Here is a 15,399-nt window from a genome sequence, read left to right as displayed (position 1 = left end):
AATTAATTTTCATTGCTAAAATCAGCACTTGCTAAACGCTTAAGCTGTCTGTAACGACGTTGTGCCTCTGCTTTATTTTTTTCAAATAATTCTTTTGCTTGCTCAGGATTTGATTTTTTCAAAGAATTATAACGAACTTCATTCATTAAAAAGCTTTCATATAAATCCCAATCAGGTTCTTTTGAAGAAATTGTTAAAGGATTTTTACCTTCAGCTTCTAAACGCGGATCATAAATATAAGTTGGCCAATATCCACATTTTGTAGCTAACTCTGCTTGATTTCCTGAATTTCCAAGTCCACCTTTAATACCATGAGCTATACAAGGAGAATAAGCAATAATCAAAGAAGGTCCATCATAAGCTTCTGCCGCCATTACAGCTTTTAACAATTGTGCATAATTTGCATTAGAATTTACTTGAGCCACAAAAATATAACCATAAGTCATAGCAATTTGACCAAGATCTTTTTTCTGCACTGGCTTACCTGCTGCAGCAAACTGTGCTACCGAACCTGTTCTTGAAGATTTTGAGCTCTGGCCGCCTGTGTTAGAATACACTTCAGTATCAAGCACTAAAATATTTACATTCTCACCGCTTGCCAAAACATGATCAAGTCCACCATAACCTATATCATAAGCCCAGCCATCACCACCAAAAATCCAATGTGATTTTTTACTTAAATAGCTTTTAAGTTCTAAAATATCATTAACTGCTTTGATTTGCTTATTTTCTTCTAACAATGGAACTAATTTATCTCTTAATTCCAAAGAAACTTTAGAATCTTCTTTATTTGCAATCCACTCTTTATATAATGCAGAAAGTGCGTTAGGTACTTCTTGCATACTTTCATTCATTATGTGTTCTATTTTATGTCTTGTAGTTTCAGTTGCTATTTTCATACCAAGACCAAATTCAGCATTATCTTCAAATAAAGAATTGCCCCAAGCAGGTCCATGACCATTTTTATTGCTTTTTCTATATGGAGTTGAAGGAGCTGAGCCACCATAAATAGAACTACAACCCGTTGCATTAGCAACAATCATTCTTTCACCAAATAATCTAGTAATTAAAGTAATATAAGGAGTTTCTCCACACCCTGGACATGCTCCATGAAATTCAAATAAAGGTTGAGCAAATTGGATGCCTTTGGTATTTTCTCTATTTAAAATATTATCTTTATAACTTACTTTTTTGAATAAATAATCTGCATTTTCTTGCTCACCATGATCAAGCTCTTCACCTAGTGGTACCATCACTAAAGATTTTTCTTTGGTAGGACACTCATGCACACAAAGCTCACAACCTGTACAATCAAGCGGCGAAACTTGAATTTTGAAATTTAATTTTTGTTCTTTCACGCCTTTTGCATTTAAGCTGTGCTCTTTTACACCTGCTGGAGCATTGTTTAATTCTTCTTCATCAATCAAGAAAGGTCTGATAACTGCATGAGGGCATACTGAAGCACATTGATTACACTGAATACAATTAGTTTCTATCCATCTTGGCACCATAACACCAACGCCTCTTTTTTCATACTCAGTAGTACCATGCTCAAAACTACCATCTTCATAGCCCAAAAATGCCGAAACTGGTAAATCATCGCCCTTAGCTGCATTCATAGGTTTTGCGATTTTTTCAACAAACTCAGTACCTTTATAAGCTATAGTTTCTTCTTTTGCTTCATTAGCTAAATTTACCCAAGAAGGATCAATATCAACTTTTACAAGTCCATCTGCACCTACATCAATAGCTTTATAATTCATTTCAACTATAGCATCACCTTTTTTACTATATGATTTATAAGCTAATTCTTTCATATATTTTTGCGCATCTTCAAAAGGAATGATATTAGCAAGTTTGAAAAATGCTGATTGCATAATCGTGTTTGTTCTACTACCTAGTCCTATCTCTCTAGCAAGTTTTGTAGCATTAATGATATAAAAATTAATTTCCTTTTGCGCTAAAACTCTTTTTACCGCATTTGGAATTTTTTCAATAGTTTCTTGCGCACTCCAAATACTATTTAAAAGGAAAGTTCCTCCTTTTCTAATACCTGCTAAAACATCATAAATTTCTAAATATGCAGCCACTGAGCATGCTACGAAATGTGGCGTAGAAACTAAATAAGTTGAAGTAATAGGTTTTTTAGAAAATCTTAAATGGCTTCTTGTGTAACCACCTGATTTTTTAGAATCATAAGCAAAATAAGCTTGCGCGTAAAAATCTGTTTTATCTCCTATAATTTTAATAGAGTTTTTATTTGCACCTACAGTGCCATCGGCACCAAGTCCATAAAATAAACACTCTATAGTACTTTCATCACCCAAAGAAATTTTCTCTCCCACAGGCAATGAGGTAAAGGTTACATCATCATTAATTCCTATGGTGAAACCATCTTTTGGATTTGCTTGATTTAGATTTTCAAAAACTGCTATTAACTGAGCAGGATCCACATCTTTTGAAGAAAGTCCATATCTACCACCAACGATTAAAGGTGCTTTTTCTTTTCCATAATATGCACTTTTTAAATCCAAATAAAGTGGCTCGCCTAAACTTCCTGGCTCTTTAGTTCTATCTAAAACAGCAATTTTTTCAACACTTTGAGGCATTACATCAAATAAATATTTTAAACTAAATGGTCTATATAAATGAACTTTTAAAACCCCTACTTTTTCACCTTTGCTACTCAAATAATCTACAACTTCTTTTAAAGCTTCAGTCACTGAACCCATTGCTACAACAACACGCGTTGCATTTTTATCCCCATAATACACAAAAGGTCTGTATTCTCTTCCTGTAATTTTTGAAATTTCTTGCATATATTCATTAACAATATCAGGAACAGCTTCATAATATTTATTTGCCAACTCTCTTGTTTGAAAATAAATATCATCATTTTGAGCCGTACCTCTTGTTTTTGGATTTTCTGGATTTAGACAGGAATTTCTAAATTCCAATAAAGCCTCACGATCCAATAAGCGATCAAAATGTGCATAATCCATTACTTCAATTTTTTGGATTTCATGAGAGGTTCTAAAACCATCAAAAAAATGCATAAAAGGCACTCTACCTTTGATAGCTGCTAGGTGTGCAACACCTGCTAAATCCATACTTTCTTGCACAGAATGCGAACAAAGCATAGCAAAACCTGTTTGTCTTGCAGCATAAATATCTTGATGATCTCCAAAAATAGATAGCGCTTGAGATGCTAAAGCTCTAGCAGCCACATGAATTACTCCAGGTAAAAGTTGACCTGCAATTTTATACATATTTGGTATTTTTAACAAAAGTCCTTGAGAAGCGGTATAAGTCGTGGTTAAAGAACCCGCTTGTAAAGATCCATGAACTGTCCCTGCTGCACCTGCTTCACTTTGCATTTCTACAACTTTAACTGGCACTCCAAAAAGATTTTTTTTGCCTTGAGAAGCCCATATGTCAGTATAATCAGCCATAGGAGAGCTTGGAGTGATAGGATAAATTCCAGCAACCTCTGTAAATGCATAAGCAGCGTAAGCTGCTGCTTCATTACCATCCATCGTTTTCATTATTTTACTCATTTAATCTATCCTTATAATTAAATAATTACTTAAAGTCAATAACTACTTTATCTTTAATTGTCTTAAACAATAATAAAAATTTTTTATTATTTATAGGTATAGAGTTTAAATGGGAAATTATCGGATATTTCTTATATATTTTATGGCTTCATAGGTATTTTTAAAAAGCGGAATTTCAAATTTAGCTAAACTTTCTTTACTTTCATAACCACTACTTACAGCCACAGGAATAATATTGGCATTTTGAGCAGCTTTTATATCTAAATGAGTATCACCTACCATAAAAGCATTTTCTTTGTTTTTAGAAAGTTTCTTCAAAGCTAATAAAATAGGCTCAGCATCTGGCTTTGGACAAGTCACATCGTCTCTACCTATAATAACTTTAAAATGCTCTCCTATACCTAAATGATCAAGTAAAGGTTTAGAAAATTTAGAACTTTTAGTCGTAACAACAGCTAAATCAGCAAATAAACTAGCCTCATATACACTTTCTTTTGCCAAAGGAAGTAAAGAAGTTTGTTCTATATAGATTTTTTGATATACATTTCTATAAGCATTAATATATTCACTTGTTTTCTCTTTTGCCACACCAAGCTTTTCAAAAGCTACATCCAAAGGAAAACCTATCAAAGCCTTAATAGCTTCATGATCTCTTAAAGGCTCATTAAAAGCTTTAAAAGCAGCATCAAATCCATCTAAAATGGCACTTGTAGAATCTATCAAAGTGCCATCTAAATCAAATAAAATTGTCTTTTTTAGCAAAGTTTATTCTTTAATAAAAAATTTTGCTTCAACGCGTCTATTTTGCGCACGACCTTCTTTGGTATCATTGCTTGCTTTTGGCTTTTCAAAACCATAGCCTTTAGTTACAATTTTTTCTTTAGCAACACCTGTTTTTTCAAGTTCCTTCGCTACGGCATTAGCACGCTCTAATGATAATTTTTGATTATAAGCCTTAGGACCTGTACTATCTGTATGGCCTTCTAAAATAGTGTAGTATTGAGGATTTTCTTCTAAGATCTTACCTACTTCTTGAATTTTTTGAGCAAATTCTGGATTTATATTAGTCTGATCAAAACCAAAATGTCCCTCAAGGGCTATTGTTTTTTCACAACCTATATGATCAAGCAAAGCACCTTTTCTTGGTTCTGAACATGTTTTATCGATTTGTTTTACTTGTGGCTTTTCTTCAATTTGCTTAGTTTCAATATTAGGAGTTTTTGGAGCTTTATTGCCAAAATAAAAACTTAAACCAACACTAGAAATTAAATTATGTTCGCCATTGTTGAATTTAATTTGATCTCTTGCTTCAAGTCTTAAAGCTAAATCTTCTCCAAGCGCGAATTTAAAACCTGCACCATATTGAGCAAACATACCACTTTTATTTTCATAAGCCCCATGACTTAAATACTCATAACCTGTTCCTAATAATCCATATAAATACACATGATTAGCTAAATCAATTCCTTTAATAGCATTCACATAAAATCTCGAAACACTAGTATCTGTATGTGTATTATCATTTGGATTATTATATTTTGCATTATCATAATACTCTAAACCAAGTTCAGCTTGATCTATCCATAAATCATCATAGTGATAGCCAAATCTTAAGCCAACTCCACCATAATTTTTAAGATCTAAATTTCCTTCTGGTGTTGTATAGTTAAAGGTTGGGGTTATTTCTATTTTGCTAGCATCAAAAGCAAATAAAACACTAGCTAAACTAACTAAGCTTATAATTTTTTTCATAACAATCCTTATAAAATAAATTGAGCGATTATATAAAAAAGAAGATTAAAATAAAATAAGCCCCTTTGGGTAAGGGGCTTAAATTTACTACAAAAAGGAGGTTTCCCTGATCGGACCTTGGAATTATAAATATTTATTCTAAACAAAAAATCCTTTGATTTTAAATAAAATAAAAATATATGAAAAAAATATGATTTTTTTTAAAAAAATAGAGAAAATGGATCCAAAATGGATCCAAAAAATACTAGCGTTTAGAGAATTGTGGGCTTCTTCTTGCTTTTCTGCGACCGTATTTTTTACGCTCAACAGTTCTACTATCTCTAGTAAGAAGTCCTTTTGGTTTTAATAATGCTCTAAAATCTGCATCCATAGCAGCTAAAGCTCTTGAAATACCATGTCTTAAAGCTTCAGCTTGAGCACTGTAACCACCGCCTAAAGTTGTTGCTTTAATGTCCATAGAAGTTTCTTGTTTAGTTACTAATAAAGGCTGAACTACTTTTAATTTTATAGCTTCATGTCCGCCAAGCCAAGTATTTAAATCCATACCATTAACGATGATTTTACCACTACCAGCTTTTACCCAAACTTTAGCTACAGCGGTTTTTCTTTTACCTGTTGCGTATGTTGTTGCCATGATTATTTTCCTTTATTAGCAATTTGAGCAGTATGAGGATGTTCGCTACCTGCATAAATTTTTAATTTTTTAAGCATAGCTCTACCTAGGTTTGTTTTAGGTAGCATACCACGAACTGCTAATTTATATAATTTAACTGGATTTTTTTCTAATAAATCACCAAATTTTTCACTTTTTACGCTTCCAAAATACCCTGAATGTCTGTGGTATAGTTTATCTTCTGCTTTATTTGCACCTGTGAAAACTGCTTTAGAAGCATTGATAATGATTACATAATCTCCACAGTCAACATTTGGAGTATAGCAAGGTTTATTTTTACCTCTTAAAATAGTCGCTACTTCTGTTAAAAGACGACCAAAACGCTTTCCTTCAGCGTCTAAAACGATCCATTCGCGTTTTACTTCGTTTGGCTTTGTTATCTTTGTCATCATCTTACCTTTGCCAAAAATTTTTTTAAAAATGAGATTATAATTATTTTAGCTTAATTAGTACTTAATTTAAGAATATTTAAAGCTTATTCTTTTCCTAAAACCCAAAAATACATATCCATAATTTTCATATCCGGATAGTATATATTTTCATTGAATTTTAATTTTATTTTTGGAAATTCAAAACTACTTTTACATCTATCTATCAAGTCCATAATCCCCATATAACTATCTTTACAATATTGTATCGATATCTTATTGTTGTTTATATTATACTTTTTTAACCCATTTACAAAAAATCTATCATAAGCAGGGGTGCAGCCAAAAATTCCTAACAAAATTTTTGTGATCAGTGTATTACTAATTTTGTTTTTATTATTTTTATCTTCTTTATTATTTTTATAGGGTGATAATTTTCTTTCTATAATTTCATTTGCTTTAATTATTTGACTCCAATCATGCTTATCCCATAAATCAATAGTCAACAACTCTTCTAACATTGTTTTATATATTTTATAATCATGGCGCAATAAAAAAGAAGAACCCCTATACATACCCCAACTAGCTAAATAAAAAGATAACATCAAAGAAGCATAATCATAATCAATATCTTTCCTATAGATATAAAAATATTCATAGCAATGCTCCCAAGATAAATATCGATGATTGTTTCCATTTTTTATTTCACCATAAAAAAGAGAAATATTACCATCAAATTGTTCTTTATCTATACTACACATATATTACCTCCACTTTATTTTTTAAAATATACACCAAAAAAGCCTTAGTGGAAGTCTTGGCTAAGATTTTTTCTATGGCTTCTTTATAAAGTAAAACTTGCTTTTTATGTTCGTTTAAATTTAAGCCTGTTTTATAGTCTATAATGATAGCTTCATTATCATCAAATGCAAGCATATCAAGTTGTTTTTGTTCGCCTTTATAAGTGATGATTTGCTCTTTTAGTAGCTTTTTACCCACTAAAAGCGCGTTAAAGCTCTCATCTTTTAAAAGCATAGTAAGTCTTTTAAAAAGCTCATTAAAACCTTCATCATCTAAGTAAAAACGATATTTTTTATACACCATTTGCTTGCAAAATTCAAAATTACTTTTAGTATTAAAATCAAAATATTGCAAAAACTCATGCAAAGCCAAACCAAAATGTATTTGCGTGCTTGAAAGATGACTTTTTACTTTAACTTCTTGCAAATTTACCTTTTGAAATTCTTCAAAGTTTTCTATTTGTTCTAAATTTTCTAAAGGCTCATTTGTTTTGACAAGCTGTTCTTCTATAATGCCTATTTGTTTTTCTTCATAGTCTTGAAAATAGCTCTTAAAGGTTTTAAAACTCTCATCATTTTTTATGATAAAAAGAGAGTTTTTAGCTCTAGTAAGGGCTACATATAGACAATTTATCTCATCTTCTGCTTGAAGTTTTTCTCTTTTAGCTAAAAAGGTATTGTAATTTTGATCTTCAAGATGTTTTCTAACACTGTGTCGGTATTTTACTTCCCAACCTTGCTCTAAATCATACTCAAACATTAAAGTTTCATTATCTGGAGCTTTTTTACTAAGTCTATCAAGTACGATTAAATTTTCAAATTCAAGCCCTTTGGATTTATGCACGGTCATAATACTTACTCCATCATCTTGAGCTTGTAAAGACTTTAATTCACATGGAGCAAATAAAAAATCAAAAAAATTATCAAAAGCACTTGCATACTCTAAATATGCAATGAGATTAACATCGCTTAAATCAAGTTTTAAAACATGCACTAAGTATTTTAAAATCTCACCTACACTGCGGTTTAAATCAAGCGTGATAAACTCAAGCTCTTTTTCTAAAATACTACTTGCAAAGTACAAGCTAAACTCATCTTTAAGCACACAAGCCTTTGCATACTCAAAAAGCACTCTTACACTAATACAATCTATCAAAGCTACATTGCTTTGCGTATAAGCTTTAATGTCATTTTCTTCAAGAAATTCTTTCATTAAAGTAGCGTCTTTGTTAATCCACACCAAAATGCAAATTTCACTGAGCTTTACGCCTTTTTCTAAAAGCTTTTGGATGATCTTTAAAACTTCTTTGCCACTTGCTTCATGCAAAGAACTTTTTGGTGGGATATGATTTTGCAAAACTTCCACATATCCACCTTCTTTAATGCTTTTTTGCAAAGTAAAGCTAGGATTTAAAAAGCTATCAAAAAATTTATCTTTAAAGACTTCATTTACATAATCAACAATGATCTTTTTACTGCGATAATTAGTATCTAAATGCTCTAATTTAATTTGTGGAAAGTCTTTTAAAAGCTTATCAAAAAGCTCTTTTTTACCCCCTCTAAAACCATATATGCTTTGCTTTTTATCCCCCACATAAAAAAAGCTTCTGTTTTTTTTCACTCCCTCGCCTGAAACAAGCTCAGCAATGATGGGTTTTAAAATTTGATACTGCAAAACATTAGTATCTTGAAATTCATCGATTAATAAATGCGAAATATAACCATCAAGTCTAAAATAAATCAAATCTTTGTTAGTTTCATCACTAATTAACTCATGAGTTTTTAAAGCTATATCTGAAAAAGTCAATGCATTTTGCTTGGCATTATTTTCATTTCTTGCTTCTTTAAAATGCTTCAAAAGCTTTGCAAGCATACTAATGCGATAATTTTCCATTTGAGTAAAATACTCTTTTGCGCTTTGTAAAAACTCTGCTCTTTTTTGTAAAAATTCACTATCGATGACTTTTACAAAATACTTTTTATCTAAATCACAAATAATAGGTTTAGTAAAGAAATCTTCTATGTTTTCAAATTCAAAATTTTTTTGATAGTTTTTATCTGTGCTTAAATTTCTTGCATAAGTTATAAACTCACTTAAGCTTTTTTCTAAAAAAGTTTTATTTGGAAAATGTGCATTTTGTATAGAATTTATCTCACAAGATCTTTCATATAAGCTTTCAAGATTTTGCAAAAAATCACTTTTACTTTTTGTTTGGACAATGTAATAAGCTAAAGCCCTTAATTCTTCTTCGTCTAATTTAGAAATGAAATTTTTATAACTATCTTGACTTTCTATAATGTCAAAATCACTCATAAGACCTAAATTTAAAGCAAAAGAACGAATGATTTGCGAAAAAAAGCTGTCAAAAGTGTAGATATTAAGCTTAGATCTTAAAAACTCATCTTTGTATTTTTCTCTTAAAGCTATAAGCTCATTTTTGCTTTTGCCTAGCATTTTCATAAGCTCATTACATTCTGCTTTATTCTCTCCATTTTCAAGCACATCAAATTCTAAAAAGGTTTTAAAAACTCTTTCTTTCATTTCACTTGTAGCTTTATTAGTAAAAGTAAGGGCTAAAATTTCATTAATCTTAGCTCCCATTAAAACCAAAGCTACAAAACGCACACTTAATGCAAAAGTTTTTCCACTTCCTGCGCTAGCTTCCAAAGCTAAAAAAGGCTCAAAATGATAACTCAAAGCTTAAACTCCTTTTTATAAAGCATGGTATAAGGGCTGTAAGTATTGTCGTTTTTTTGATTAAAAAATTCTTTTTCCAAAGGCTCTTTAGCAAGCTCATTAAGTAAATCTTTCAGTTCTTGTACGCTCTTACTTTTAGCATTTTCATGTATGATTTTGATATTTTTTAGATCATAAAAACAAGCTTTTGTATTTAATAAGGCATTTTGATTTTCTAATAAAAACTTATAAAAAGCAAGTTGATAAGACTTTTCATCTGCTTTGCCACTTTTATAATCTATAATCAATCTTTCATTGCCATTATTATCTACTCTATCTAAAAAGCCTATGGCGTGAATTTTCACTCCATTTTCTGCAATAAATTCTTTTCTTGGTGGATTAAATTCACATTTTTCTACCACATAACCTTGCTTAAAATGCTCATTTTCAAGTGTTTGGAATTCTTTAAATATAGTTTGTATTAAAGCTAAATTTAGCGCATCAACTCGGTATTGTTTAATGCTTTTTACCACTTGCATAAAAACTTCATAATCAAAATGATTTTTAGATTTTTGTGTATAATAAAGTTCTAAAGCCTTATGGATAAAACTCCCCAACTCATTTGCTCTAAGTGTATCGTCTAAAGTCTTTGGCTCTTTTAATCTTAAAACATATTTATAATAATAATCCAAACCATAATGCACAAGAAGATGAAATCTTGAAAAAGAAAGATCGTTTTGAAAATAATCGTGCTTTACTTTAATATTTACAATAGGCTCAAGATTAAAAGTACATGGATAAGTTTGAAAATATTTCACATAAGCATTATTACTATAAGTCTTGTCTTCATAAAGTGGAAATTCAAGCTCGTTTAAAAATCTTGATTTGATTTTTTCTTCATTTTCCACATAAGAAATTCCCACTAATTTTGCCTTGGCTATTAAAGTGTAATAATAATGTCTTTGTAAATTTTCTCTTTGAGCATGAGTGATAAGTCCTGCTTTTTTGCGAATTTCATTGTTTAAAAATAACTCGCTTGAAACTCTTTTTGGGATAAATTCATCATTAAAATCAACTATAATCACCCCGTCATATCTAAGTCCCCTACTTTCTAAAAGTCCCATTACAGTAACTTCACCACCACCAACACTGCTTAATTTTATACCATCAATTTGCATGAAAAATAATTCTAAAATTTGCACAAAGTTTAACTCGTGTGTTTTTACAAGCTCTTTGATAAAAATAAGCTCTTGATGTATATAATTTTTTAATTCCTCGTCGCTATCTTCTAGCAAATTAAAAATAAAATTCTCAAAAAAATCATAAGAAATATTTTCATCAAAAAGCTTTTTAAACTCTGCAAAATCAACGTTAGAAGAAAAAAAGTGTAAATTGCACAAATGTTTGTTTAAATTACACCTTTCATAAAATTCTTCATTTTCTTCATACTCAAACTCATCATCTTTAGCACTTTCATACAAAGACTTTAATCTATGATAAAAAAGTGTGTTTTTAATACTCTCTCCACTTGCATAGTTTAAAACATTGTTTTTATCATAAAGTCTTAAAATATCTACAAAATTCTCATCAGGAGTAATCACTACAATATCTTTTGCGTTTATACCGGATTTTAAAAAAGAATTAATTTTTTCAAAAACAAAAGCAGCTTGTAAAGATCTTAAGTGAAAACTTTTATAACTAATCTTACTTTCTTTAAAAAAGCACTCTTCTTTTAAAATTGTTTTTTGATTTACATCAAACAAATAAGCATGATTTTCCTTAAGATAAAGTCCTTGTAAAAAGCTAAGAGTATTTAAAAAATCTTTATTAAATTTAGTGCAATTAAACTGCACTTTAAGAGGAAGTATTTCCTTAACTTTTAACAAAAGCTCTACTTCAAAGGCATTTAAAAAACCTTGAAAATCAAAAATAATCTCATCATAATTTTTTAAAAAATCGCTATTAATTTCATAATCTAGTGGCAAAGAAATATCATCATATAAATTTTGCTCTTTTAATAAGACAAGATAATTTTTAAAAAGCTCTTCTAAAATTTGCAAATGCTCATCATACTGAGCATAAGCATCATGAAATTTTAATGAGTTGATATCTTTTTTTTCTAAACTAAGCTCTTTAAAGAAACTAAATAAATAAGCATTGTTTTTTAAGAAAGCAAAAAAATTACTCGGTATTTTTAAACTTTGCTCTAAATTTTTAGTTTGTTCACAAGCCTTTTTCATCAAAAGTAAACACTCATAGTGTGTTGCTTGAAAATGTGGAGAAAAAACTAACTTTTGTATAAATTCGGCTATACTCATAGCCGGTTCTACTAAACTATCAATCTGTAGTTTTTTCTCATAATACTTTCTTAAAGCTCTTAATGAGCTAAATACAAAAAGTTTCATTATTTAGTCTGCAAAAAGAATTTAAAAAACCCTACACTATTTTCATCTTGAGTGATTTTTAAAAGTATTTGCCAAACACCTTTTTCTTTGATATTAAAATCAAACACCAAATCACTTCCTTCTAATCTTACTTGCAAATTCTCATCATTTATATTTGTATGTGGACGCGAAAGTAAAGTTTGGATTTGAAGCTTACTTAAATCATAATCTTTTAAATTTTCAATTGCAATCCTAAGCTCATTTTGCCCTTCATTGATATAATAAACTTGATTTTTCTTATGCATAAAGCTTTCTTTGTCTTTAATGCTTAGCTTAAAATTTTTATCAAAAGTCTTTTGTCTGTTTTGAATTTCATTATAATTTAACTCTACATTTTGATAAGAATCAAAATAAAAATTATCTTCATACACAGGAGCCTTACTTGCAATAAAAATCGTAACAATACAAGCTATAACAATAAGCCCCAAAGAAATCAAAATACCATAAGGCCAAAATGTTTTCTTATTTTCCATTTTTATTTTCTCCTTTTGATTTTTCTTTGAACTAGCATTAAAATTGCAACACATAAAAATCCATAGATTAAAATTCTCATGATATTTAAAGTATCACGATTTGAATTTCCATAAAAAGGTTTTATATTAAAATAATTTGCTACTTGATCGGCTATATCTGCATAACCATTTAAAATAGCTGCATTATAAATATCTTTTTGTTTAGGATTTGCAAGTATAGGTAGAATTGTTCCTTTTTCAGGATAAGGACTCAAAACACCTTCTTTATCAAAAAAAGCCAAAGCATCATCGCTTGCAAGTATATCTACCTTATGTGAAGCTTTAGAAAATACAAGTAAAATATATGGTTTACTTAAATTAGCTTCATAATTTTTTAAACTTTCAAAATCTTTTTTATCACTTAATGCTAAAGCGATATTTACTCCAGTTAATTCATAAATTTGTCTAGAACTTGTAGTGATATTTTGTTCTATCGCAGTGTTTAAGATATTATCATTTAACAATATTTCAGCATGTAAAAAATTAGCAAAACAAATAAAAATGGCGGCTAAAAAACCGCCTTTAAATATATTTTTCATCCTATAAAAAGATGATTTGCAGTTAAAACCGACCAAGCAGTGATTCCAGCCGCTACAACTAAACCGGCTATGATTAAATACTCAAGAACTTTTGCCATAATCATTCCTTTATAATGATATGTTCTTCTCTTTTAGAGTCAAACATTTTAATTTGTTCTGCATTTTCTATTTTATAAGGTTTTTGCATAACATCTTGTTGTGTTTTTAGACCCAAAATAGTTAATCCTGCTAAAATCGATAATAATAAAATAGTTGCTATTAACATTCCGCTAACGCCTGAAAGTGAAAATACACATCTGTTTGAATTTTCCATTATTCGCCCCTTGAAAGAGAAATCACATATTCGCCAACTGCTTCTTTTTGAAGCTCATTTAACAAGCCATTGTTAAAATGAGGCATTACACCTATACTACCTGCTTTACCACGATTTAAAACATCTACTACAAATTCTGCACTACCATATTTTGTTAAATCTGGAGCCACTAATTGACCATCAATAGTTCCTTTTCCATCTTCACCATGGCATACTGTACAAGTGACAAATAATTCTTTTCCTTTTGCCACAAGTTGAGGATTTTCAGTTTTTTTAATTGCTGAAATTTCAGAAGCAACATAAGCGGCAATTGCAGGAATATCAGCTTCATCTATACCATTATCTGCTGCACTTAACATCTCACCCATAGGATAATTTAAGCCCTTAGAACCTTTAGTAATTACTTCTATAAGCCCCTCTTCTGAACCCCAAACATTAAGATTTTGAGCTTTTCCATTGATACCATCGCCTGTAATACCATGACAAGAAGAGCATTGAACTAAAAAGATATTTTTACCCATTTCTTGCTTATCTTCATTGCTTAAATTTGCAAATTTTTGTGCAAATTTCTCATTATGCACTTGCACTTCTTTATTATATTGACCAATTTGAGAATAACTATTTAAAGGATACCCCCAAAGAAAATACCATATACACCATACTATAGCTAAGAAAAATACCACAGCCCAGCCAAGTGGTATAGGATTTTTATATTCACCTATACCATCCCAACTATGTTCACTTAACTCACCCTGACTTTTTTCTTCTTTCATACTTTTAAACAATTTTCCTACCACAACAAGCGTAATCAATATGATAAGAATTGCTCCAATAAAAGATAATAAATTAACATTATCTTGTAAGTTCAACCATTGCATTAAGCACTCCTTTTATTTTGCTCTAAAACACGATCACCAATTTCATCATGTAATGCTAAATCAGCATATTTTTCATAGTTTCTTCTACCTGTTTTTTCAGATCTATACAAATGAAACCAATAAGAATACAAAACTACCACTAAGAATACTACAAGGGCAAAAAAGCCATAAGCTTGCAACTCTCTTATTAGTTCTAAATCCATAATTTTTCCTATTTCAAACTATTAAGATACGCAATCAAAGCGACAATTTCTCTAATTTCACCTCTAGCAAACGCATCTTTAACATCTTGATTTTTCATTTGATCTACTATAACTTGGGCTTCTGCTTTAACTTCTGCTTGAGCTTCTTCCCAAGTACCAAGTTTTGTACCATTTTCAACATCATAAGGAACATTGAAAACTTTTTTTACAGTTAGTGCTTCTGCATAAGCTGTTTCTATATTTGCATTATTGCTAAACATATGTTTGTAAGCTGGCATAATAGAACCAGGAACAACTGAAACTGGATCCCACATGTGATTTTCATGCCAATCTGTAGTTCTAAAATTACCTATACGTAATAAATCAGGTCCAGTTCTTTTTGAACCCCATAAAAATGGTCTATCATAAGCATATTCACCACTAACTGAATACATACCATAACGATCTGTTTCTGATTTAAAAGGACGAATAAGTTGTGAATGACATGCATTGCAACTTTCTTTAATATAAGCATGGCGTCCTGCAAGTTGTAAAACCGTATAAGGCTTTTTACCTTCAATTGGTCTTGCATTTTGAGCAAAATCAGGTAAAACTTCCACAATACCTGCATATGCGATCACTATAAATACTGCCACAGCAAAAAAGAATGGATTTTTTTCTAACCAACTAAACATATTTTTCCT

At 30.2% G+C, this 15,399-nt stretch carries 14 protein-coding genes; all 14 read right to left on the bottom strand.

Annotated features, from left to right (window positions below; all coding sequences use genetic code 11):
* Positions 1 to 2: 2 nt before the first annotated feature.
* The 14 genes from nifJ to ccoO all read right to left on the bottom strand — a co-directional run bounded on the left by nifJ (position 3) and on the right by ccoO (position 15,390).
* Positions 3 to 3,557, bottom strand: a complete 3,555-nt coding sequence (gene nifJ, locus CAMP5063_RS03015) for a pyruvate:ferredoxin (flavodoxin) oxidoreductase (RefSeq protein ID WP_220566445.1) — start codon at positions 3,555 to 3,557, stop codon at positions 3 to 5.
* Between the two features lie 117 nt (positions 3,558 to 3,674).
* Positions 3,675 to 4,319, bottom strand: a complete 645-nt coding sequence (locus CAMP5063_RS03010; protein ID WP_220566444.1) for an HAD family hydrolase — start codon at positions 4,317 to 4,319, stop codon at positions 3,675 to 3,677.
* A 3-nt stretch (positions 4,320 to 4,322) separates the two neighbouring features.
* Complete coding sequence (locus CAMP5063_RS03005; protein WP_220566443.1) at positions 4,323 to 5,309, bottom strand: OmpA family protein; 987 nt, start codon at positions 5,307 to 5,309, stop codon at positions 4,323 to 4,325.
* Positions 5,310 to 5,553: 244 nt separating this feature from the next.
* Positions 5,554 to 5,943, bottom strand: coding sequence for a 30S ribosomal protein S9 (rpsI, locus tag CAMP5063_RS03000; RefSeq protein ID WP_039617655.1), 390 nt, complete (start codon positions 5,941 to 5,943; stop codon positions 5,554 to 5,556).
* Between the two features lie 2 nt (positions 5,944 to 5,945).
* Entirely contained in the window at positions 5,946 to 6,371 is a 426-nt protein-coding gene (gene rplM / locus CAMP5063_RS02995; protein WP_039617653.1) for a 50S ribosomal protein L13, read from the bottom strand.
* A gap of 86 nt (positions 6,372 to 6,457) precedes the next feature.
* Positions 6,458 to 7,111 (bottom strand): hypothetical protein, encoded by a 654-nt coding sequence (locus CAMP5063_RS02990; RefSeq protein ID WP_337194797.1) that lies wholly within the window; start codon positions 7,109 to 7,111, stop codon positions 6,458 to 6,460.
* Positions 7,104 to 9,848, bottom strand: coding sequence for a RecB-like helicase (locus CAMP5063_RS02985; RefSeq protein WP_337194796.1), 2,745 nt, complete (start codon positions 9,846 to 9,848; stop codon positions 7,104 to 7,106). Before CAMP5063_RS02985 ends, CAMP5063_RS02990 begins: the two co-directional genes overlap by 8 nt.
* Positions 9,845 to 12,232 carry a PD-(D/E)XK nuclease family protein gene (locus tag CAMP5063_RS02980; RefSeq protein WP_337194795.1) on the bottom strand — a complete coding sequence of 796 codons (2,388 nt, stop codon included), beginning with the start codon at positions 12,230 to 12,232 and terminating at the stop codon, positions 9,845 to 9,847. The genes CAMP5063_RS02985 and CAMP5063_RS02980 overlap by 4 nt, the downstream gene beginning before the upstream one ends.
* The gene (locus tag CAMP5063_RS02975) at positions 12,232 to 12,744 is read right to left on the bottom strand and encodes a FixH family protein (protein WP_337194794.1); all 513 of its coding nucleotides are present in this window, start codon (positions 12,742 to 12,744) and stop codon (positions 12,232 to 12,234) included. The genes CAMP5063_RS02980 and CAMP5063_RS02975 overlap by 1 nt, the downstream gene beginning before the upstream one ends.
* A 2-nt stretch (positions 12,745 to 12,746) precedes the next feature.
* Positions 12,747 to 13,322: a hypothetical protein gene (locus CAMP5063_RS02970; protein WP_261529512.1), complete on the bottom strand. Its 576-nt coding sequence runs from the start codon at positions 13,320 to 13,322 to the stop codon at positions 12,747 to 12,749.
* Between the two features lie 100 nt (positions 13,323 to 13,422).
* Positions 13,423 to 13,635 (bottom strand): DUF4006 family protein, encoded by a 213-nt coding sequence (locus tag CAMP5063_RS02960; protein ID WP_133319393.1) that lies wholly within the window; start codon positions 13,633 to 13,635, stop codon positions 13,423 to 13,425.
* Complete coding sequence (ccoP, locus tag CAMP5063_RS02955) at positions 13,635 to 14,513, bottom strand: cytochrome-c oxidase, cbb3-type subunit III (RefSeq protein ID WP_263665562.1); 879 nt, start codon at positions 14,511 to 14,513, stop codon at positions 13,635 to 13,637. Before ccoP ends, CAMP5063_RS02960 begins: the two co-directional genes overlap by 1 nt.
* Positions 14,513 to 14,716: a cytochrome c oxidase, cbb3-type, CcoQ subunit gene (locus CAMP5063_RS02950; protein ID WP_133319395.1), complete on the bottom strand. Its 204-nt coding sequence runs from the start codon at positions 14,714 to 14,716 to the stop codon at positions 14,513 to 14,515. The genes ccoP and CAMP5063_RS02950 overlap by 1 nt, the downstream gene beginning before the upstream one ends.
* 8 nt (positions 14,717 to 14,724) lie before the next feature.
* On the bottom strand, positions 14,725 to 15,390 hold the full coding sequence (ccoO, locus tag CAMP5063_RS02945; RefSeq protein WP_133319396.1) for a cytochrome-c oxidase, cbb3-type subunit II: 666 nt from the start codon (positions 15,388 to 15,390) through the stop codon (positions 14,725 to 14,727).
* Positions 15,391 to 15,399 lie beyond the last annotated feature (9 nt).

Origin of the sequence: Campylobacter sp. RM5063 (assembly GCF_024723655.1) — a bacterium.
In the GTDB taxonomy this organism is placed as follows: domain Bacteria; phylum Campylobacterota; class Campylobacteria; order Campylobacterales; family Campylobacteraceae; genus Campylobacter_D; species Campylobacter_D lari_D.
The sequence above is the reverse complement of the archived record's forward strand: the minus strand, read 5'-3'. Positions and strand labels throughout refer to the sequence as shown.

What these genes read in the sequence shown, in the direction of transcription:
- rplM (WP_039617653.1), bottom strand. Translation starts at nt 6,371, where the DNA reads ATGACAAAGATAACAAAGCCAAACGAAGTAAAACGCGAATGGATCGTT.
- ccoP (WP_263665562.1), bottom strand. Translation starts at nt 14,513, where the DNA reads ATGCAATGGTTGAACTTACAAGATAATGTTAATTTATTATCTTTTATT.
- rpsI (WP_039617655.1), bottom strand. Translation starts at nt 5,943, where the DNA reads ATGGCAACAACATACGCAACAGGTAAAAGAAAAACCGCTGTAGCTAAA.
- CAMP5063_RS02950 (WP_133319395.1), bottom strand. Translation starts at nt 14,716, where the DNA reads ATGGATTTAGAACTAATAAGAGAGTTGCAAGCTTATGGCTTTTTTGCC.
- CAMP5063_RS02990 (WP_337194797.1), bottom strand. Translation starts at nt 7,111, where the DNA reads ATGTGTAGTATAGATAAAGAACAATTTGATGGTAATATTTCTCTTTTT.
- ccoO (WP_133319396.1), bottom strand. Translation starts at nt 15,390, where the DNA reads ATGTTTAGTTGGTTAGAAAAAAATCCATTCTTTTTTGCTGTGGCAGTA.
- CAMP5063_RS02980 (WP_337194795.1), bottom strand. Translation starts at nt 12,232, where the DNA reads ATGAAACTTTTTGTATTTAGCTCATTAAGAGCTTTAAGAAAGTATTAT.
- nifJ (WP_220566445.1), bottom strand. Translation starts at nt 3,557, where the DNA reads ATGAGTAAAATAATGAAAACGATGGATGGTAATGAAGCAGCAGCTTAC.
- CAMP5063_RS02960 (WP_133319393.1), bottom strand. Translation starts at nt 13,635, where the DNA reads ATGGAAAATTCAAACAGATGTGTATTTTCACTTTCAGGCGTTAGCGGA.
- CAMP5063_RS02970 (WP_261529512.1), bottom strand. Translation starts at nt 13,322, where the DNA reads ATGAAAAATATATTTAAAGGCGGTTTTTTAGCCGCCATTTTTATTTGT.
- CAMP5063_RS02975 (WP_337194794.1), bottom strand. Translation starts at nt 12,744, where the DNA reads ATGGAAAATAAGAAAACATTTTGGCCTTATGGTATTTTGATTTCTTTG.
- CAMP5063_RS03005 (WP_220566443.1), bottom strand. Translation starts at nt 5,309, where the DNA reads ATGAAAAAAATTATAAGCTTAGTTAGTTTAGCTAGTGTTTTATTTGCT.